The 18,636-nt window shown below is 71.0% G+C and carries 19 protein-coding genes and 1 tRNA gene; 10 read left to right on the forward strand and 10 right to left on the reverse strand.

Features of this window, described 5'->3' with window-relative positions; genetic code table 11:
* Positions 1 to 10 precede the first annotated feature (10 nt).
* The 3 genes from NF20_RS06660 to aceE all read right to left on the reverse strand — a co-directional run bounded on the left by NF20_RS06660 (position 11) and on the right by aceE (position 5,452).
* Complete coding sequence (locus tag NF20_RS06660; protein ID WP_033713297.1) at positions 11 to 919, reverse strand: ACP S-malonyltransferase; 909 nt, start codon at positions 917 to 919, stop codon at positions 11 to 13.
* A gap of 140 nt (positions 920 to 1,059) precedes the next feature.
* Positions 1,060 to 2,385, reverse strand: a complete 1,326-nt coding sequence (locus NF20_RS06665; RefSeq protein WP_003878191.1) for a PucR family transcriptional regulator — start codon at positions 2,383 to 2,385, stop codon at positions 1,060 to 1,062.
* A gap of 277 nt (positions 2,386 to 2,662) precedes the next feature.
* Complete coding sequence (gene aceE / locus NF20_RS06670) at positions 2,663 to 5,452, reverse strand: pyruvate dehydrogenase (acetyl-transferring), homodimeric type (RefSeq protein ID WP_023865736.1); 2,790 nt, start codon at positions 5,450 to 5,452, stop codon at positions 2,663 to 2,665.
* 172 nt (positions 5,453 to 5,624) lie between these two features.
* Here aceE and NF20_RS06675 point away from each other — a divergent pair, with 172 nt between their 5' ends.
* The 4 genes from NF20_RS06675 (at position 5,625) to NF20_RS06690 (ending at position 7,311) form a co-directional block, all read left to right on the forward strand.
* Positions 5,625 to 6,212, forward strand: a complete 588-nt coding sequence (locus tag NF20_RS06675; RefSeq protein WP_033713300.1) for a hypothetical protein — start codon at positions 5,625 to 5,627, stop codon at positions 6,210 to 6,212.
* A 96-nt stretch (positions 6,213 to 6,308) separates the two neighbouring features.
* Positions 6,309 to 6,731: a DUF3052 domain-containing protein gene (locus tag NF20_RS06680; protein WP_003872363.1), complete on the forward strand. Its 423-nt coding sequence runs from the start codon at positions 6,309 to 6,311 to the stop codon at positions 6,729 to 6,731.
* Entirely contained in the window at positions 6,731 to 7,192 is a 462-nt protein-coding gene (locus NF20_RS06685) for a peroxiredoxin (protein WP_009976451.1), read from the forward strand. The genes NF20_RS06680 and NF20_RS06685 overlap by 1 nt, the downstream gene beginning before the upstream one ends.
* A 47-nt stretch (positions 7,193 to 7,239) precedes the next feature.
* Positions 7,240 to 7,311: transfer RNA gene (locus tag NF20_RS06690), tRNA-Val, on the forward strand.
* On the opposite strand, the gene NF20_RS26090 is transcribed toward NF20_RS06690, so the two are convergent.
* Complete coding sequence (locus NF20_RS26090; RefSeq protein ID WP_075362390.1) at positions 7,271 to 8,071, reverse strand: adenosylcobinamide amidohydrolase; 801 nt, start codon at positions 8,069 to 8,071, stop codon at positions 7,271 to 7,273. The genes NF20_RS06690 and NF20_RS26090 overlap by 41 nt on opposite strands.
* An 89-nt stretch (positions 8,072 to 8,160) precedes the next feature.
* On the opposite strand from NF20_RS26090, the gene NF20_RS06700 reads away from it, so the two are divergent.
* Positions 8,161 to 9,279: an epoxide hydrolase family protein gene (locus tag NF20_RS06700; RefSeq protein WP_023861472.1), complete on the forward strand. Its 1,119-nt coding sequence runs from the start codon at positions 8,161 to 8,163 to the stop codon at positions 9,277 to 9,279.
* 6 nt (positions 9,280 to 9,285) lie between these two features.
* Here the strand turns inward: NF20_RS06700 and NF20_RS06705 are convergent, their stop codons facing one another.
* On the reverse strand, positions 9,286 to 10,101 hold the full coding sequence (locus NF20_RS06705) for an oxygenase MpaB family protein (protein ID WP_023861473.1): 816 nt from the start codon (positions 10,099 to 10,101) through the stop codon (positions 9,286 to 9,288).
* Between the two features lie 52 nt (positions 10,102 to 10,153).
* On the opposite strand from NF20_RS06705, the gene NF20_RS06710 reads away from it, so the two are divergent.
* Positions 10,154 to 11,098, forward strand: coding sequence for a cobalamin biosynthesis protein (locus NF20_RS06710; RefSeq protein ID WP_023861474.1), 945 nt, complete (start codon positions 10,154 to 10,156; stop codon positions 11,096 to 11,098).
* On the opposite strand, the gene NF20_RS06715 is transcribed toward NF20_RS06710, so the two are convergent.
* The 3 genes from NF20_RS06715 to NF20_RS06725 are packed head-to-tail and all read right to left on the reverse strand — an operon-like array spanning position 11,080 to position 13,062.
* Positions 11,080 to 11,910, reverse strand: coding sequence for an SURF1 family protein (locus tag NF20_RS06715; RefSeq protein WP_011724657.1), 831 nt, complete (start codon positions 11,908 to 11,910; stop codon positions 11,080 to 11,082). The two genes, NF20_RS06710 and NF20_RS06715, sit on opposite strands and share 19 nt — an antisense overlap.
* Entirely contained in the window at positions 11,910 to 12,401 is a 492-nt protein-coding gene (locus NF20_RS06720; protein ID WP_003878184.1) for a low molecular weight protein-tyrosine-phosphatase, read from the reverse strand. Before NF20_RS06720 ends, NF20_RS06715 begins: the two co-directional genes overlap by 1 nt.
* Positions 12,394 to 13,062: an HAD-IA family hydrolase gene (locus NF20_RS06725; RefSeq protein WP_170924204.1), complete on the reverse strand. Its 669-nt coding sequence runs from the start codon at positions 13,060 to 13,062 to the stop codon at positions 12,394 to 12,396. Before NF20_RS06725 ends, NF20_RS06720 begins: the two co-directional genes overlap by 8 nt.
* A 90-nt stretch (positions 13,063 to 13,152) precedes the next feature.
* On the opposite strand from NF20_RS06725, the gene cobC reads away from it, so the two are divergent.
* The 4 genes from cobC to NF20_RS06745 are packed head-to-tail and all read left to right on the forward strand — an operon-like array spanning position 13,153 to position 17,196.
* A complete protein-coding gene (gene cobC / locus NF20_RS06730; protein ID WP_031347883.1) occupies positions 13,153 to 14,181 on the forward strand; it encodes an Rv2231c family pyridoxal phosphate-dependent protein CobC in 1,029 nt (342 codons plus the stop codon).
* Complete coding sequence (locus NF20_RS06735; protein ID WP_023861477.1) at positions 14,178 to 15,314, forward strand: Nif3-like dinuclear metal center hexameric protein; 1,137 nt, start codon at positions 14,178 to 14,180, stop codon at positions 15,312 to 15,314. The genes cobC and NF20_RS06735 overlap by 4 nt, the downstream gene beginning before the upstream one ends.
* Positions 15,311 to 16,048: a zinc ribbon domain-containing protein gene (locus tag NF20_RS06740; RefSeq protein ID WP_019734317.1), complete on the forward strand. Its 738-nt coding sequence runs from the start codon at positions 15,311 to 15,313 to the stop codon at positions 16,046 to 16,048. Before NF20_RS06735 ends, NF20_RS06740 begins: the two co-directional genes overlap by 4 nt.
* On the forward strand, positions 16,045 to 17,196 hold the full coding sequence (locus tag NF20_RS06745) for a bifunctional RNase H/acid phosphatase (RefSeq protein ID WP_011724658.1): 1,152 nt from the start codon (positions 16,045 to 16,047) through the stop codon (positions 17,194 to 17,196). The genes NF20_RS06740 and NF20_RS06745 overlap by 4 nt, the downstream gene beginning before the upstream one ends.
* Before the next feature lie 25 nt (positions 17,197 to 17,221).
* Here NF20_RS06745 and NF20_RS06750 read toward each other — a convergent pair whose 3' ends face one another.
* Positions 17,222 to 17,431 carry a ferredoxin gene (locus tag NF20_RS06750; protein WP_019734319.1) on the reverse strand — a complete coding sequence of 70 codons (210 nt, stop codon included), beginning with the start codon at positions 17,429 to 17,431 and terminating at the stop codon, positions 17,222 to 17,224.
* A gap of 7 nt (positions 17,432 to 17,438) precedes the next feature.
* Complete coding sequence (locus tag NF20_RS06755; RefSeq protein WP_033713305.1) at positions 17,439 to 18,608, reverse strand: cytochrome P450; 1,170 nt, start codon at positions 18,606 to 18,608, stop codon at positions 17,439 to 17,441.
* Positions 18,609 to 18,636 lie beyond the last annotated feature (28 nt).

The raw sequence follows: 18,636 nt of genomic DNA on the forward strand, positions 1-18,636 counted from the left end.
GAGCTGGCTTTTAAAGCTCAGCCAAAGCGTCCAGGTCTGCGGGTGACTTCACGGCTCGTGCCGAAACCCCCCGAAGTTCTCGTTTGGCGATGCCGGTGAGAGTGCCCGCGGGCGGGAACTCCACGGCCGCTGCGACTTCCAGCTCACGCAGCGTGGCGGTGCACAGGTCCCAGCGGACCGGCTGGGTCAGCTGGGCGACCAGCGCCTCCATCGCCGCGGCCGCCGAGGCGACCGGCTTGCCGTCGCGGTTGGACAGCAGCGTGGCGGTGGGCTCGGCCGTCTGGACGGCGGCCGCCGCGGCGGCGTAGCCGTCGAGCGCCGAGGCCATGTACTTGGTGTGGAACGCTCCGGCCACCCCGAGGGCGCGCACCCGGGCCTTCGCCGGGGGATCCTCGGCCAGCTTCTCCAGCGCGGCCAGCGACCCGGCGGCCACGATCTGGCCGGCGGCGTTGCGGTTGGCGGGGAACAGGTCGAGCTGCTCGAGCCGGGCGAGGACCTCGGCCTCGTCGCCGCCGAGCACCGCGGACATGCCGGTCGGCTCGACCGCGCACGCCTTGGCCATCTCGGCGCCGCGGGTGGCGGCCAGCGCGACGGCGTCGTCAGCGGCCATCACGCCGGCGATCGCGTAGGCGGCGATCTCCCCGACGGAGTGGCCCGCCACGACCAGGTCGGCGTCGGCGAGCAGGCCGCGCCGGGTCAGCACCTGGTGGGCGAGCAGCGTGGCGGCGACGACCAGCGGCTGGGTGACCGCGGTGTCGGTGATCTCTTCGGTCGATGCGGTGGTGCCCAGGCGAACCAGGTCGAGGCCGCTGGCCTTGGACCACAGCGCCAACTGGTCGGCGGCGCCGTCGAGCTCCAGCCACGGCGAGAGCATCCCCTCGGTCTGCGAACCCTGTCCGGGCGCAAGCAATGCAATCACGTGTTTAAGAGAACACTGTGGAAACGGTTTTGGCGGGTGTAACAGATTATGAACCTCGTCTTAGGTTTTTGTGTACACCCTACAAAATAGCTCGGTAAGCTACTGGTTTGATATCGTGCCGCGATCTGTTGCCCGGGTCACTATCCGCCCGATTGCCCCCGCGCAGCACCATTGACCGGCAGCGGAACGGCGGGCATGGCGGCGCCGGCGGCGCTGGGCGGGTGCGTCGGGTAGTTGAGCTGCCCGACCGTCGCGGCCACTCGCAGCACATATGCGTCCCGCGGCTGCATGGGATCGCGGCCGGTGAAGTCGGTGATCCGCTTGAGTCGGTAGCGCACGGTGTTTGGATGAACGAACAACTTTCTGGCACAAGCCTCAATCGCGCCACCAGAATCTAAGAAAGCGTCCAGGGTTTCGATGAGGGTGGGGCCGGCGTCGGCCAACGGGCCCATCACGTCGGTGTGCAGCGCCACGATCGCCGACGCATCGCCCATCAGGGCGCGTTCCGGCAGCAGCTCGCGGGCCAGCACCGGCCGTGGCGCTCCGCGCCAGCCGCCGACCGCGTTCATCCCGGATATCGCCTCGCTGGCGCTGTGGTAGGCCGCCGTCAGCATCGGTGCGGTGGGCCCGACGACGACAGGTCCGTCGGAGAACGCCTCCAGCAGATCGCCCAGGAATTTGTCGGTCGGTGACAATTGGCCGGAAACGATAGCGACCAGCCAGGTGCCGTGCACGTCGGTCAGTGCCGCCCGGCCGTGCTGCGCGGCGATGTCGCGGACGTGCTGGCTGGCGCGTTCGCTGTCGCCGGGGCCGGTCGAGCCGTCGCGGCCGGGCGCCGGCGTCCCGACCACGACCGTCGCCGGGGCGGTGGTGTCCCAGTTCAGCGCCGCGGCGCGGGACAGCAGCTCCGGGCCGGTGTCGCCCCGGACCACCGCGTCGACCACGCTGGCTTCCATCCGGCTGTCCCAGGTGCCGCGCGCCTCGGCGGCGTCGGCGTAGGCGGTGGCGGCGGTGAAGGCCAGGTCGCGGCTGTATTTGAGGACGCCGACGGTCAGGGCGGTCAGCTGCTCTTCGGAGCGGGCCAGCAGCGGCACCACCTCCTCGAAGAACTCCATGGTGACCCGGACCATCTCCACGCTGTGCCGCAGCGCGATGCGGCGGGCTAGGTCCTGGGGCACCAGCTCGAAGGCCTGCGCGGTGTGCCGGACGTTGCTCTTGGGGTCCTGCATCCATTCGGCGAAGTTGACCACGGCCGTCTGCACTACCAGCGACACGCTGGCTCGCTGGGAGGCTTCCAGGTCGGCGAAGAACGGCAACCGGTCCTGCATCACCGACACCGCCTCGGTGGCCAGCCGGCCCGAATACTGCTTCAGCCGGCGCAACACCGATTCCGGGACGGTATCCAGCGTCTCCAGCGGCGACCGGGGATGCTTCGCGAACGGGCCGGCGAACGGGTTGTCATTCACCCCTAAAACCTACGCCATCTTTTGGAGACTTCCCCCAAAGGGGCCGGGGTGTCGGGCTGTTAGGCGCGGGGCTGGCGCTCGGGTGGTGGGGAGCCGCGGCGGCTGCGTGGGGCTTTGCCGGCCGAGCGTGAAATTAGCTTCACGCTCGGCCTCGACCGTGAAGCTAACTTCACGCTCGGCGGAGGCGCGGTGGGCGTGGGCGCGGCGGGGTGGTGGGCGACGGGCGTGGGCGACAGGCGGGGGCGCGGGAGCGTGGGCGCCCCGCCCCCGGGCGCCGTTAGGCCACGCCGGGGTCGGACGTCTGCTCGGGGGCGGCCAGCACGTCGTCGATGCGGTACTGGCGTGCGGCGGCGACCGGCACCGACGGGTCGATCTCGCCGTCGCGCGCCAGCGCCTCGAGCACCGCGACCACCTGCGACTCCGCGTCGGTGTTGAAGTAGCGCCGCGCCGCGGGCCGGGTGTCGGAGAAGCCGAACCCGTCGGTGCCCAGCGTCACGTAGGTGCCCGGCACCCACGGCCGGATCTGCTCGGGAACCGCCCGCATCCAGTCCGACACGGCGACCACCGGCCCGCTGGCATCCGACAGCGCCTGCGTGACGTAGGGGACGCCGGCGGGCCGGTCCGGGTGCCGCAGCCTGGCCCGGTCGATCGCCACGCCGTCGCGGTTCAACTCGCCCCAGCTGGTCACCGACCACACGTCGGCGGCCACGTCCCACTCGTCGGCCAGCATCTTCGCCGCGTTCAGCGCCGACGGCATGGCCACTCCGGAAGCCAGGATCTGCGCCTTGTTGGCGCGCTGTTCGGTGGCCACGTGGTAGCGGTAGAGGCCGCGCAGCAGACCCTCCGGATCGAAGTTCTCCGGCTCCGGCGGCTGCACGTACGGCTCGTTGTAGACCGTGATGTAGAAGTACACGTCCTCGGGGTTCTCGCCGAACATCCGCGCCAGCCCGCTCTCCACGATGTAGGCGATCTCGTAGGCGAACGCCGGGTCGTAGGCGACCACGGCCGGGTTGGTGGCGGCCAGCAGCAGCGAGTGGCCGTCGGCGTGTTGCAGGCCCTCGCCGGTCAGGGTGGTGCGCCCGGCCGTCGCGCCCAGCAGGAAGCCGCGCGTCATCTGGTCGGCGGCGGCCCACAGCCCGTCACCGGTGCGCTGGAAGCCGAACATCGAATAGAAGATGTAGATCGGGATCATCGGCTCGTTGTGCGTCGCATACGACGTCCCGGCCGCGATGAACGATCCCACTGACCCGGCCTCGTTGATGCCCTCGTGCAGGATCTGCCCGACTTCGCTTTCCTTGTACGCCAACATCAATTCGGCGTCCACGGCGGTGTACAGCTGGCCGTTGCGGTTGTAGATCTTCAGCGACGGGAACCAGGAGTCCATGCCGAAGGTGCGCGCCTCGTCGGGAATGATCGGCACGATCCGCGGGCCGATCTCCTTGTCCCGCAACACTTCTTTGAAGGTGCGCACCGTCGCCATGGTGGTGGCGACCTCCTGTGTACCCGACCCCTTCTTCAGCGCGGCGTAGATGTCGCGGCCGGGAAGCCGCAATGCCTTTGCCTTGGTGCGGCGTTCGGGCAGAAAGCCGCCCAGGGTGCGGCGCCGGTCGAGCATGTAGCGGATCTCCGGGGCGTCCGAGCCGGGGTGGTAGTAGGGCGGCAGGTAGGGGTTCTCGTCCAGCTGGGCGTCGCTGATCGGAATGCGCATCGCGTCCCGGAAGTGCTTGAGGTCTTCCAGCGCAAGCTTTTTCATCTGATGCGTGGCGTTGCGGCCCTGGAAGTGCGCACCCAGCGAGTAGCCCTTGATGGTCTTGGCCAAGATCACCGTGGGCTGGCCCTTGTGGTCGACGGCGGCCCGGTAGGCGGCATACACCTTGCGGTAGTCGTGGCCGCCGCGCTTGAGGTTCCAGATCTCGGCGTCGGTCATGTTCTCCACCAGCGCCTTGGTGCGCGGGTCGCGGCCGAAGAAATGGTCGCGCACGTAGGCGCCGTCGTTGGCCTTGTAGGTCTGGTAATCCCCGTCGGGCGTGGTGTTCATCAGGTTCACCAGCGCGCCGTCCCGGTCGGCGTGCAGCAGGGCGTCCCACTCGCGGCCCCAGACCACCTTGATGACGTTCCAGCCGGCGCCGCGGAAGAACGACTCCAGTTCCTGAATGATCTTGCCGTTGCCGCGCACCGGGCCGTCGAGGCGCTGCAGGTTGCAGTTGATCACGAACGTCAGGTTGTCCAGCGCCTCGTTGGCGGCCACCTGGATCAGACCGCGGCTTTCCGGCTCGTCCATCTCGCCGTCGCCCAAGAAGCACCACACGTGCTGATCGGAGGTGTCCTTGATGCCGCGGTCGTGCAGGTAGTGGTTGAACCGCGCCTGATAAATGGCGTTCAGCGGGCCCAGGCCCATCGACACCGTGGGGAATTCCCAGAAGTCGGGCATCAGCCGTGGGTGCGGGTAGGACGGCAGGCCGCCGCCGGCGTGGCTGTGCTCCTGGCGGAAGCCGTCGAGTTGGTCGGCGGTCAACCGGCCCTCCAGGAAGGCGCGCGCGTAGATCCCCGGGGAGGCGTGGCCCTGGATGAAGATCTGGTCGCCGCCGCCGGGATGCGACTTGCCGCGGAAGAAGTGGTTGAAGCCGACTTCGTACAGCGCCGCCGACGACGCGTAGGTCGAAATGTGGCCGCCCACACCGACTCCCGGCCGCTGCGCGCGGTGCACCATGATGGCGGCGTTCCACCGGATCCACGCCCGGTAGCGCCGTTCGACGTCCTCGTCGCCGGGGAACCACGGCTCGAGTTCGGTGGGAATGGTGTTGACGTAGTCGGTGGAGGTCAGCGACGGGATGGCGACCCGCTGCTCGCCGGCGCGTTCCAGCAGCCGCAGCATCAGATAGCGGGCCCGCGACGGCCCGGAGCGCTCCAGCAGTTCGTCGAAGGACTCCAGCCACTCCGACGTCTCTTCCGGATCGATGTCGGGGAGGTAGGACGCGACCCCCTCGCGGATCACCCGGACGCGGTCGGGTTCGGCCGGGCCGGTGGGGTTTGTGGCCAGATCGTGGCGCACGAATTCGGTTGTCAACCCACTACTCCTGTAATTGGCGGGATGTGTGCCGTGGGGTGGTTCGCACCCCGACCACCATCGTGCCGCACCGGTGTTCGACGCGGATAGTCGACGTCGGGTAGCCGACTCGGCGGGCAACGCCCCGGCGGGTCGGGGACAGCCGCACACCCCACCCGGTAACGTCAGGACCGTGCTCATCCGGTGGCGTGGCGTCCCGCAGATGCAGGTGGGGGCTTTCCCCCGACGTGGTGCGTTGGCGCTGGGCTGTGTGGCCGCCGCGCTGATCGGCATCGTGGGATGCACCTCCGTCACCAACGGAACCGCGACCCCCGACACCCGGGTGGCCCCGGCCTACCGGCAGTCCGTGTCCGCGTCGGTGTCCGCCTCGTCGGTGACCTCGAGCGTCCGCGAATCCCAGCGCCAGCAGTCGCTGACCACCAAGGCGGTGCGCACCGCCTGCGCCGCGCTGGTCACCACCAGCAAGAACGCGATCGACAAGACCAACGAATTCGTCCAGGCGTTCAATTCGGGCCGCGGCACCGGCCCCACCGAAGGCCCGGCCATCGATGCCCTCAACGACAGCGCCAGCACGGTGGCCAACAGCTTCAACGACGCGATGTCGCAGCAGATCAAGGACGCGTTCAATGCCTACATCGACGCCGCGCACGCGGTGGCCAACGCCATCGGCACGCACGCGTCGACGTCGGAATTCAACAAGCGCGTCGACCAGCTCAACGACACGAAGAAGAAGGCGATCCAACTCTGCCTGGCCACCTAGTGAGCCGGAAGTGTGAACGGGATCGCGGCTGTGCGACGATAATCGGCAATCACACGGTGTGCACGGCTGGCGCACATGGTTGAAGGAGGCTCCACGGTGGTCGCGGCGGATCACGCCCCGAGCTACGCTCGCAAACTGGGCATCCAACGGGACCAAGTTGTCCAGGAGTGGGGCTGGGACGAAGACACCGACGACGAGATCCGCGCCGCGGTGGAGGAAGCCTGCGGCAGCGACCTGCTCGATGAGGACACCGACGAGGTGGTCGACGTCGTGCTGCTGTGGTGGCGGGACGGGGACGGCGACCTGGTGGACACGCTGATGGACGCGATCAGCCCGCTGGCCGAGGACGGGGTGATCTGGGTGTTGACGCCCAAGACCGGCAAGCCGGGACACGTGCTGCCGGCCGAGATCGCCGAGGCCGCTCCCACCGCCGGGCTGATGCCCACCTCGTCGGTCAACCTGGGCGACTGGAGCGCCAGCCGGCTGGTGCAGCCCAAATCGCGCGCCGGGAAGCGTTGATGCTGTCGGTCGGCACCCCCGCCCCGGACTTCACCCTGCGCGACCAGAACCAGCAGCGCGTCACGCTGAGCTCCTTCCGCGGCTCCAAGAACGTGCTGCTGGTGTTCTTCCCGCTGGCGTTCACCGGGATCTGCCAGGGCGAGCTGGACCAGCTGCGCGACCATCTGCCCGAGTTCGAGAACGACGACAGTGCGGTGCTGGCCATCTCGGTGGGTCCACCACCCACACACCGGATTTGGGCGCTGGAGAGCGGTTTCACCTTCCCGGTGCTGTCCGATTTCTGGCCGCACGGCGCGGTCAGCCAGAGCTACGGCGTGTTCAACGACGAGGCCGGCTACTCCAACCGCGGGACGTTCGTCGTCGACCGGTCCGGGATCATTCGCTTCGCCGAGATGAAGCAGCCCGGCGAGTCCCGCGACCAGCGGCTGTGGACCGACGCGCTGGCGGCGCTGAAGGCCTGAAAGTTTGGGGTCCCGGCCGGCGGGCGTGTAGCCTGCGGCCTGCACAGGGGCGCGTAGCTCAGTGGTAGAGCTCTGGTTTTACACACCAGCGGTCGGCGGTTCGATACCGTCCGCGCCCACCCGATGACCGGCCCGCCGGCCGGCCGCGCGCGGTGCCGAGCCGGCCGCCGAAGCCGGCTCGAAATGCCTTGGCGGCGTAGGGCTCCCGACCGGTGGCCGGTGGGCGTGCCCCGACATCCAGGACCGGGCGCCGGCGAGCACGGCGGCGTGCACCGCCCGCGCGATGCGGGCGCCGAACGTCGAGCGCGGCCCGCCGAACGCCTCCGCCGCCCCGTCGGTCGGGCAGTGCACGACGACCGCGTCCGAGGCGGTTCCGGTGGCCCGAATCCCGGCCTCGTGCAAGGCCTGCGCCTTGGCCTCGGCGGCGGTGGCCACGGCGTTGACCAACGCCGCCTCCGACAGCCGCACCGGCGCCGCCACCACGATGTTGATCGTCCCCACCCGGTGCGGCGCCTCGCGGCGGAAGTGGTGGTCGGGCGCCGCCGCCCAGGCGGGGCTGGAGAGCCCGACGGTCGCCGTCACCTGCGCGCCGCCGTCGGCGCCGAGGTGGTGGCGGGTCACGTCGACGGCGGTGAGCAGCCCGCAGCCGGCGCCGGCGAGCCCGAGCGCGGCGCCGATCTCGCCCAGGTGGCGGTCGGGGTCTGTCCGGTCGTAATCGAGCGGGACCGTGGCGTTGACCAACCAGTCCCGCGCGCCGATGCCGCCGCCGAGCGGGCCCGACGAGATGCACAGGCGTGGCTCGGTGAACCGCCAGACCAGCACCGGCAGCGACCGGCCGTGTTCGACGCGCGCGGTCAACTGGGGATGCACGGGTCTCATCCTCGCGGGCGGGCGCCAGCGAGCATCACCAGGCCGCGATTTCGGGCCCCGGCAGTCGCGGTGGGCTCACGCTCGCGCACTATGAACGCGTGAAACCGTTCCGCATCGATGTCCCCGACGACGTTCTCGACGATCTGCGTGCGCGGCTGGCCCGCACCCGGTGGCCCGAGGCCGAATGCGTGGACGACTGGAGCCAGGGCATGCCGCTGGCCTACACCCGCGAACTGGCCGACTACTGGGCCAACGACTACGACTGGCGCGCGCGGGAAGCGGCGCTGAATCGGTTCGACCAGTTCGTCACCGAGATCGATGGCCTGGACATCCATTTCATCCATCAGCGCTCGCCGCACGCCGACGCGTTCCCGCTGCTGATCACCCACGGCTGGCCGGGCTCGATCGTGGAGTTCCACAAGGTGATCGAGCCGTTGACCAACCCGGCGTCGGGACGCGGCGAGGACGCCTTCCACGTCGTGTGCCCGTCCCTGCCGGGCTACGGCTTCTCCGGGAAACCCACCCGCGCGGGGTGGGGCGTGGAGCGGATCGCCCGGGCCTGGGAAACGCTGATGCTGCGGCTGGGCTATCAGCGCTACGGCGCGCAGGGCGGCGACTGGGGCGCGGCGGTGACCACCCAGATCGGCCGCAATCGCGGCCACTGCGTGGCCATCCACCTCAACATGCCGATCGGCAGGCCCGGCCAGGAGGCGCTGACCAACCCCACCGAGCAGGAGCGAGCGGCGTTGGCCGCGTTGGCGAATCACCGCAAGCGGGGCACCGGCTACTCCAAGCAGCAGTCCACCCGGCCGCAGACGCTGGGCTACGGCCTGGCCGATTCACCGGTGGGTCAGCTGGCCTGGATCGTCGAAAAGTTCTGGGACTGGGCCGATTGCAACGGGCATCCGGAGAACGCGTTGAGCCGTGACGAGCTGCTCGACAACGTGATGGTCTACTGGGTGACCAACACCGCCGCCTCCTCGGCCCGGCTGTACTGGGAGAGCTTCTCGGCGTGGGGCGGCGGGGACCGGGTCGAATTGCCCACCGGCGTCGCGGCTTTCCCCGGCGAACTGCTCAAGGCGCCGCGCTCCTGGTGCGAGCCGGCCTACAACATCACGCACTGGACGGACATGCCGCGCGGCGGGCATTTCGCCGCGTTCGAGCAGCCGGAGCTGTTCGTCGAGGATCTGCGCGTGTTCTTCGCGACGGTACGCTGAGGGCGGCTAGACCACCCGGCGGCCCCGGCGCGCCCGGGATCTCATGTCCCACAAGTAAATTCGATAGCCGAGGATCCACACCCCGTGCGGAATCAACCGGTCGGCCAGCCGCAACGAGAACAGCAGCCAGCCGAACCGGCGCTGCTGGGCTGGCGTCCAGTCCAGCTGCATCATCTCGCGGAACTCGGGGGCCAAGAACCCCGTCGTCGCGAACAGGTTGAACGGCCCGGCCAGCACCCGCAGCGGCCAGGGCAGGAAGGCCAGCGACGCCACCCCGTGCAGGTGCTCGCGCACCGGCGGGTCGATGCGCAGCTCGTCGAGCGAGCGTTTCCAGTACTCGTCGAAGGCGGCCCGGTCCGGCGGCCACATCCGCTCGGGCACCTGCAGCGTGGTGCCCAGCCGCGCGGCGTCGCGATAGACCGCGTCGGCCGAGGCCTCATCCAGCGGGCCGTGCAGGAACTCGTGTTGGTCGACGAAGTAGCGGTACAGGCACGCCGCCACCCACAGCTGCAGCTTGGGGTCAAAAGCGTTGTAGGACACCGGGCTTGACGGCCTGGACCGCACCTGCCGGTGGGCGACGTCCACCGCCGCGCAGATCAACGCCCGGTCGTAGTCGGTGCCGATGGTCGCGGCGGCCAGATAGGTGCCGGTGGTGCGGGCCCGCTTGAACGGATGCTTGTAGACGTTGCCGCTGTCCACCGGGCTTTCCAGCACGCCGTAGCCGACGCCGGGCAGGGACAGCTGCATGATGACGTTGGCGGCGGGCAGCAACGTCGCCGCCGGATTCAGCAGGTCGGCGACCCGCGTCGCGGGCCGCTTCATTGCGGGCCCCGCCTCGTCGATTCCATGAACCCCAGTATGAGACGCTGCGCAGGTGTTGGCGACGCACCCCCTCGGCGTGCTGATCGGTTACCTGGCCGACCGCGCGCTGGGCGACCCGCGCCGGGGTCATCCGGTGGCGCTGTTCGGCCGCGCCGCCGCCGGTCTGGAGAACCTCACCTACCGCGACGGCCGGGTCGCCGGCGCGCTGCACGTCGGGGTGTCGATCGGGGCGCTGGGCCTGCTGGGGCTGGCCGTGCACCGGGCCGCCGCGCGCGCCGGTCCGCGCTGGTCGATCGCGGCGACCGCCGCGGCCGGATGGGTCTGCTCGGGTGGATCCTCGCTGACCCGCACCGGGCTGGCCATGGCCGAGCTGCTGCAGCGCGGCGACGTCGACGCCGCCCGTCGGCTGCTGCCGTCGCTGTGCGGGCGCGACCCGGCGGCGCTGGACTCCGCCGGGCTGGCCCGGGCCGCGCTGGAATCGGTCGCGGAGAACACCTCCGACGCGCAGGTGGCGCCGCTGTTGTGGGCGGCGGCCGGTGGGGTGCCCGCGGTGCTGGCGTATCGCGGCATCAACACGCTGGACGCGATGATCGGTCACCGCTCGCCGCGCTATCTCCGATTCGGTTGGGCGGCAGCGAAATTGGACGACGTCGCCAACTACCCGGCGGCGCGGGTCACCGCGTCGCTGACGGTGCTGCTGGCGCCGGTGGTCGGCGGCTCCCCGTCGGGCGCGGCGCGGGCCTGGCGCCGCGACGCCGCCCGCCATCCCAGCCCCAACGCCGGCGTGGTGGAGGCGGCGTTCGCCGGGGCGCTGGGCGTGCGGCTGGGCGGGCCCACCCAGTACCGGCACCAGCTGCAGATCCGGCCGACGCTCGGCGCCGGCCGCGAGCCCACGGTGACCGATCTGCGTCGGGCGGTGCGGCTGTCGGCGGCGGTGCAGGCCGCCGCCGTGGCCCTGGCGGCCGGGCTGCTGGCCGCCTACCGGCGGCGTCCGTAGCGGTCGGCGAGCTTGTCCTGCACCGACTGCGGGGCTTCGGCTGCCGGTGCGGCCGGTTGCTTTTCCGCGCGGCGGGCCCGCAGCTCGGAGTAGGCGAAATAACCCACCCCGATCGGGGCCAGGATGCCGAACGCGATCCACTGGATGCCGTAGGACAGGAACGGGCCGGCGTCCAATTGCGGCACCCCGACCACCCCCAGCCCGCCGGGCTGACCGTCGACCAACTGCAGATAGGACCCGGCGAGCGGCACCTTGGTGAGCACCGCGATCTGCTCGGTGTCGATCGAATACACCTGCCGCACACCGTCTCCCACGAACGGGTCCTTGCCGGCGGCGGCGGGCTCGGAGTTGCGCAGCCGGGCGGTGATGGTCACCGTGTCGGCGGGCGGGCGGGGGATCGGCGGGACCCGCGACCCCTCCAACGGCCGCACGTAACCGCGGTCGACCAAGACGGTGGGCCCGCCGTCGACCACGAAGGGCGCCAGCACCTCGAACGCCGGTTTGGAGTCGATCACCCGCAGCCGGGCCAGCACCTGCACGTCGGCCAGATAGTGGCCGGTGGCGCTCACCTGCCGCCACTGCTCGGCCGGGGCGGCCGAGTTTTGTTGCGGCAGCAGGGTTTTCAGTGGGACGGGCGGGGTGGTCAGGGAGTGTTCGATCTGGTGGTTCTGCTGTGAGGTCCTGCTGTGCTTGCCCAGCTGCCAGGGCGCGAGCACGGTGAAGCACAGGTACGCGAACGCGACCACCACCAGTGCCAGCACGACCCAGCCCGGTCGCAGCAGAAACGACAAGCCGCGCAGCCACCGGGGCATCACGACGATCCGTTCTGCGCCAGCCGTTCGTCGACCCAGTCGTGCAGGCCGGGCAGCGCGGCCTCGATGACGGTGTAGACGCGTTCGAAGTCTTTGCTGTCGCCGTAGTAGGGGTCGTCGACGTCGGGGGTGTGCGCGCCGGTGCGCGGATCGAACGACCGCAGCATCCGGATGCGGTCCTCGTCGACGCCCAGGTGCCGCAGCATCCGGGCGTGGTTGCGGTCCAGGGCCACCACCAGATCGGCGGACAGATGCTCGGCGCCCACCTGCGCGGCGCGGTGCTCGGTCGGGTAGCCGTGGGCGCGCAGCACGCCGGCGGCCCGCTCGTCGGCGCACTCGCCGACATGCCAGTTGCCGGTGCCGGCGCTGCTCACCCGCACGGCATCGGCCAAGCCGCGGCGGCGCAGCTGGTCGGCGAACATCTTCTCGGCCATCACCGACCGGCAGATGTTGCCGGTGCACACGAACGTGACGTGCAGCGGTTCAGACACCCAGCGCCCTCCGCAACTCGTCGATGGTGGCGGCGCGGGTGACGCCGTCGGGGTGCGAGTCGGCGTGCCCGTAGCCCCAGCCGACCACCACGGTGTCGATGCCGTGCGCGGCCGCGCCGTGCACGTCGTGGCTGCGGTCACCGACCATCAGCACCCGCTCGGGCAGCGGTTCCAGCTGCGCCAGCGCGTGCGCGAGCACCTCGACCTTGGCCTTGCGGGAACCGTCCGGGCTGGCCCCGGCGATCACCTCGAAGTGATGGTCGAGCCCGAAATGGGCGAGGATGCGCCGCGCCGTCGGCTCCAGCTTGGAGGTGGCCACCGCCAGCCGCACCCCGGCGGCGCGCAGATCGGCCAGCAGCGCCTCGATCCCGTCGAACAGCGTGTTCATCGCCCAGCCGCGGGCGCCGTACTCGGCGCGGAACGCCGCGATCGCCGCCTCGGCGTCCTCGCCGAGTTGCATGGACCGGAACGTGTCGTCCATCGGCGGGCCGACGATCTGCGCGACGAGGTCGCCCGGAGGCACCGGCGCGCCGATGGACTCGAGCGCATGCAGGAAGCTGGCCACGATGCCCTGCGCGGAGTCGGTCAGCGTGCCGTCCAGATCGAAGATCACCAGCTGCGCCGCGGGGGCGGCGGGATCGGCTGACGTTGTGCCTGTCACCTCACCATTGTCCTCGATGGCCGCGGCGGTCCGGGACGGTGTTGCTCGGTGCTGCTCCGGGCCGCCGGGCCGGCCACTAATGTTTCACGGATGGCGAGTCTGAACCTGAGCCCGCCGGCGGCGCGCTACCACGGTGATCAGGCAGTCGCACCCGGGATGCTGGATTTCGCCGTCAACGTCCGGCACGGCCGGCCGCCGCAGTGGCTGCTGGATCGGTTGGCGGCGCGGCTGCCCGACCTGGCCCGCTACCCGGGCGACGACGACGTGCACTGGGCGCAGGACGCCGCCGCCGAACGGCACGGGCGCCGCCGCGACGAGGTGCTGCCGCTGGCCGGGGCCGCCGAGGCGTTCGCGCTGCTGAGCAACCTGCGCCCGAAGCGGGCGGCGGTCATCGCGCCGTCGTTCACCGAGCCGGCCGCGGCGCTGAGCGCGGCCGGGGTGCCGGTGCACCACGTCGTGCTGGAGCCGCCGTTCGGTCTGCACGGCGCGGCCGTCCCCGAGGAGGCCGACCTGGTGGTGGTGGGAAATCCCACCAATCCCACCGCGGTGCTGCACGGCCGCGAGCAGCTGCTGGCGCTGCGCCGGCCCGGACGGCTCCTGGTGGTCGACGAGGCGTTCGCCGACGCGATTCCCGGCGAGCCGCAATCGCTGGCCGGTGACGCGCTGCCCGACGTGCTGGTGCTGCGCAGCCTGACCAAGACGTGGGCGCTGGCCGGGCTGCGGGTGGGCTACGCGCTGGGCGCGCCGGAGGTGCTGGCGCGGCTGACCGCGCAGCGGGCGCACTGGCCGGTGGGCACGCTGCAGCTGACGGCGCTGGCGGCCTGCTGCGGCCGGCGGGCCGTCGCCGACGCGGCTGCCGGGGCGGAGCGGTTGAGCCGGCTGCGCGAGAAGATGGCGGCCGGGCTGGCGTCGGTGGGCGCCGATGTGCTCGACGGGCGGGCGCCGTTTGTGTTGTTCCGGATGCCGGATGCGGTCCGGGTCCGAAAGCTGTTGCACGACAAGGGGATCGCCGTCCGTCGCGGTGACACGTTCGTCGGCCTGGACGAGCGGTACCTGCGCGCCGCGGTGCGCCCGGAGTGGCCGCTGCTGGTGCAGGCGATCGCGGAGGCGCAGCGGTGAGCGTGAAACTCGCCGACGTCATCGCGGTGCTCGACGAGGCCTACCCGCCGGGGCTGGCCGAACCCTGGGATTCGGTGGGGCTGGTCTGCGGGGACCCCGACGAACCGGTGGAGTCGGTGACCGTGGCGGTGGACGCGACACCCGCGGTGGTCGACGAGGTCCCGGCCGGCGGGCTGCTTCTGGCCCACCACCCGCTGCTGCTGCGCGGGGTGGACACCGTCGCGGCCAGCACGCCCAAGGGTGCGCTGGTGCACCGGCTGATCCGCACCGGGCGGTCGCTGTTCACCGCGCACACCAACGCCGACTCGGCATCGCCCGGGGTCTCCGACGCGCTGGCCGATGCGCTCGGCCTGACCGTGGAGGCCGTGCTGGAACCGGCCCGGCCCGCCTCCAATCTGGACAAGTGGATCATCTACGTGCCCGGCGAGAACGCGGACGCGGTGCGGGAAGCCGTCTTCGCCGCCGGCGCAGGTCATATCGGCGACTATTCGCATTGCAGCTGGAGCGTCACCGGCATCGGGCAGTTCCTGCCGCACGAGGGCGCCTCGCCCGCGGTGGGCAGTGTCGGCAGGGTGGAACGGGTGGCCGAGGAACGGGTCGAGGTGGTGGCCCCCGCACGGGCCCGGGCCGCAGTGCTGGCGGCGATGCGCGCCGCCCATCCCTACGAGGAGCCCGCGTTCGATATCTTCGCGTTGCTGCCCCCGCCCGGCGACGCCGGGCTGGGCCGCATCGCGCGGCTGGAGCACCCGGAGCCGTTGCGGCGCTTCGTGTCTCGGGTCGACGCGGCGCTGCCGGCGACGTCCTGGGGAGTGCGGGCGGCGGGCGACCCGGAGCTGGCGGTGTCGCGGGTCGCGGTGTGCGGCGGCGCCGGCGATTCGCTGCTGGCCGCCGCGGCCGGCGCCGGGGTGCAGGCCTACCTCACCGCCGACCTGCGCCACCACCCGGCCGACGAGCATCGCCGGGCCTCCGAGGTGGCCCTGATCGACGTGGCACACTGGGCGAGCGAATTCCCGTGGTGCGCCCAGGCCGCCGACCTGCTGCGGTCCCGGTTCGGTGGACGGCTCGACGTGCGGGTGAGCTCGATTCGCACCGACCCGTGGAATGTCGAGCACGACGGGGGTGAGGGACGATGAAAGCCGATGTGGCACAGCAGCGTTCACTACTGGAGCTGGCGAACGTGGATGCCGAGCTGTCCCGGCTGGCGCACCGGGCCGAGCATCTGCCCGAGCAGCAGGCCTGCGAGCGGATGCAGCAGGAATACGACGCCGCCGGTGACCGGCTGGGGGCGGTGCGAATCGCCTTGGAAGACATCGATGCTCACGTGCGGCGGCTGGAAGCCGAGGTCGACGCGGTGCGCCAGCGCGAAGACCGCGACCGCTCGCTGCTGCAGTCCGGAGCGATCGACGCCAAGCAGCTGGCCGACCTTCAGCACGAGCTGGAGACCCTGCAGCGTCGCCAGACCAGCCTGGAGGATTCGCTGCTGGAGGTGATGGAGCGGCGCGAGGAGCTGCAGGCCCAGCTGGACGGCGAGCAGCAGACGCTCAAGGAGCTGGAGGCCGAGATGGCCACCGCGCGGCGCGATCTGGACGCCGCGCGCGGCGAGATCAGCGAGTCCCGTGCGCTGCATTCGTCGCGGCGCGACGCGCTGAGCGCCGAACTGGACCCCGAGCTGTTCGCCCTCTACGAACGGCAACGCGCCCGGGGCGGGCCGGGCGCCGGGCAGCTGCTGGGACGGCGGTGCGGCGCCTGCCGGCTGGAAATCGACCGCGGGGAGCTGTCCCGGATCTCGGCGGCGGCCGAGGACGACGTGGTGCGGTGCCCGGAATGCGGGGCAATACTGCTGCGGGTCAAGGGGTCCGGTCAGTGAAGGTCGTCATCGAAGCCGACGGCGGATCGCGCGGCAACCCCGGCCCCGCCGGGTACGGCGCCGTGGTGTGGACACCGGACCGCGGCACCGTGCTGGCCGAGAACAAGCAGGCCATCGGCCGGGCCACCAACAACGTCGCCGAATACCGCGGCCTGATAGCCGGTTTGGACGACGCGCTGAAGCTGGGCGCCACCGAGGCCGAGGTCTACCTGGATTCCAAGCTGTTGGTGGAGCAGATGTCGGGGCGGTGGAAGGTCAAACACCCCGACCTGATCGAACTGCACGCCCAGGCCCGAGGCCTGGCGGCGCGGTTCGACAGGATCAGCTACTCGTGGATTCCCCGCGAGCGCAACTCGCACGCCGACCGGCTGGCCAACGAGGCGATGGACGCGGCCGCCGCGGCCACCGGCACGGCGGAAAAGCCCGAGCCGGCGGAAAAGCCCGGGCGGGCCGAACAATCCGATCCGACCGCCGTCGACGCCGGGAAAACCGCCGCGGCGCCGTCACCGGCGGCGCCCGGGTGGACCGGCGCGCGCGGCACCCCGACCCGGCTGCTGTTGCTGCGACACGGGCAGACCGAATTGTCGGTGCAGCGCCGCTATTCCGGGCGCGGCAACCCCGCACTCACCGAGACGGGACGGCGGCAGGCCGACGCGGCGGCACGCTATCTGGCCGCGCGCGGCGGGATTTCGGCGGTGTTCGCCTCCCCGCTGCAACGGGCCTACGACACCGCGGCGGTCGCCGCCAAGGCGCTGGGCCTGGACGTGACCGTCGACGACGACCTGATCGAAACCGATTTCGGGGCCTGGGAGGGGTTGACGTTCGGCGAGGCCGCCGAGCGCGACCCCGGACTGCACCGGCGCTGGCTGCGTGACACCAGCACCGCTCCGCCCGGCGGGGAGAGCTTCGACTCGGTGGCCGAGCGGGTGTCGCGGGTTCGCCAGAAGATCATCGCCGCACAGCAGGGCAGCACCGTGCTGGTGGTGTCGCACGTGACGCCGATCAAGATGCTGCTGCGGGAGGCGCTGGACGCCGGGCCGGGCATCCTGTACCGGTTGCATCTCGACCTCGCCTCGCTGAGCATCGCCGAGTTCTATTCCGACGGAGCCGCTTCGGTGCGGCTGGTCAACCAGACCGGATACCTGTAGGACGCCGGGAAGCCCGCCGGCTGGGTTAGCCGTCGCCGGCGGGCGGGTGCACGGTGATGGCCTGCTCCGGGCAGTTCTGCTCGCCGACGCCGGCCTGCGCCTCGAGCTCACCGGAGACCCGCCCGGCCCGCACCACGCAGTGGCCGAACTCGTCGGCGTCGAAGACGTCGGGCGCCAGGGTGTAACAGCGTCCGTGACCGGTGCAGCGCTCGGCGTCGACGACGACGCGCCTCATCGCGCCCTCATCGCACTGGGAAGACCAGCGGCAGCGACTCCACCGACCTCAGCGCGGCGGTGTAGGTCAGCTGCGTGCCCGGTTTGATCTCGTAATCCGGTATGCGCCTATGGAATTCGCGAAGCGCCACGCGCAACTCCATGCGGGCCAGATGAGAGCCGAGGCAGCGATGCGGGCCGCCGCCGAAGGCCCGGTGCCGGTTGGGGCTGCGGGTGAAGTCGACGATCTCGGGGTCGGGGAACTCGGCAGGGTCGGTGTTGGCCGCGCCGAGCAGCGGGCTGACCCGTTCGCCCTTGCTGATCGGGCAGCCGCCGACCTCGACGTCTTGCGTTGCGACGCGAGCGACACCGGGAACCGGTGTCTCCCAACGCAATAGCTCCTCGACGGCGCCGGGCAGCACGTCGGGCCGCTCGACAAGCTGACGACGGTGCTGGGGGTGGCGCGCCAGGTAGACGAAAAAGCAGTCCAGCGAGTCGGTGACGGTGTCCAGGCCGGCGATCAGGAACAGGAAGCAGATGTCGAGCAGCTCCTCGCGGGACAGCGGCTGCCCGCCCACGTCGGCGGCGATCATCGCGGACAGCACGTCGTCACGCGGGACCGCGATGTGCTCGTCGATGGCCTTGTCGAAGTACTCGTAGATCTGTTGGGCCACACCGGCGGAGCTCTCGTGGCGGCGGTCGAACCCCGAGTCTCCCGCCGGGCGGATCACCCCGTCCTTCCACAGCAGAAATCGGTCAAGGTCCTCCAACGGCAGACCCAGCAGCTGCAGGAACACCGTGCACGGCAGGGGAACCGCGAACTCGGCGTGAAAGTCGCATTCGCCCCGCGCGGCGAACCGGTCGATCATCTCGTTGACCAGCTCGGTGACGAGCGGTTCGCGGCGGGCCATCTCGCGCGGGGTGAACAGCGGGTCGAGGATGCGGCGGTACTTGGCATGCTCGGGCGGGTCGATCTGCAGCGGGATCAGCGGCCGCACGTTGCCCAGGTCGACCGCGTCCATGTTCGACGAAAACAGTTCGGTGTGCTTGAGCGCCATCTCGATGTCGGCGAGGCGGCTGAGCACCACCGCCTGCGGGGACCGGAACACCGGGTTGGACTCGAGCAGCGCCTTGTACATCGGTTGCGGCTCCGCGACTCCGGTGACGGTCTGGTCGACGAAACCTCCGGCTTCGGTCATGGGGTCAGCCTGGCACCATCGTCGGCGC

The sequence above is a fragment of the Mycobacterium sp. MAC_080597_8934 genome (genome assembly GCF_000523975.1).
GTDB classification, from domain to species: Bacteria; Actinomycetota; Actinomycetes; order Mycobacteriales; family Mycobacteriaceae; genus Mycobacterium; species Mycobacterium avium.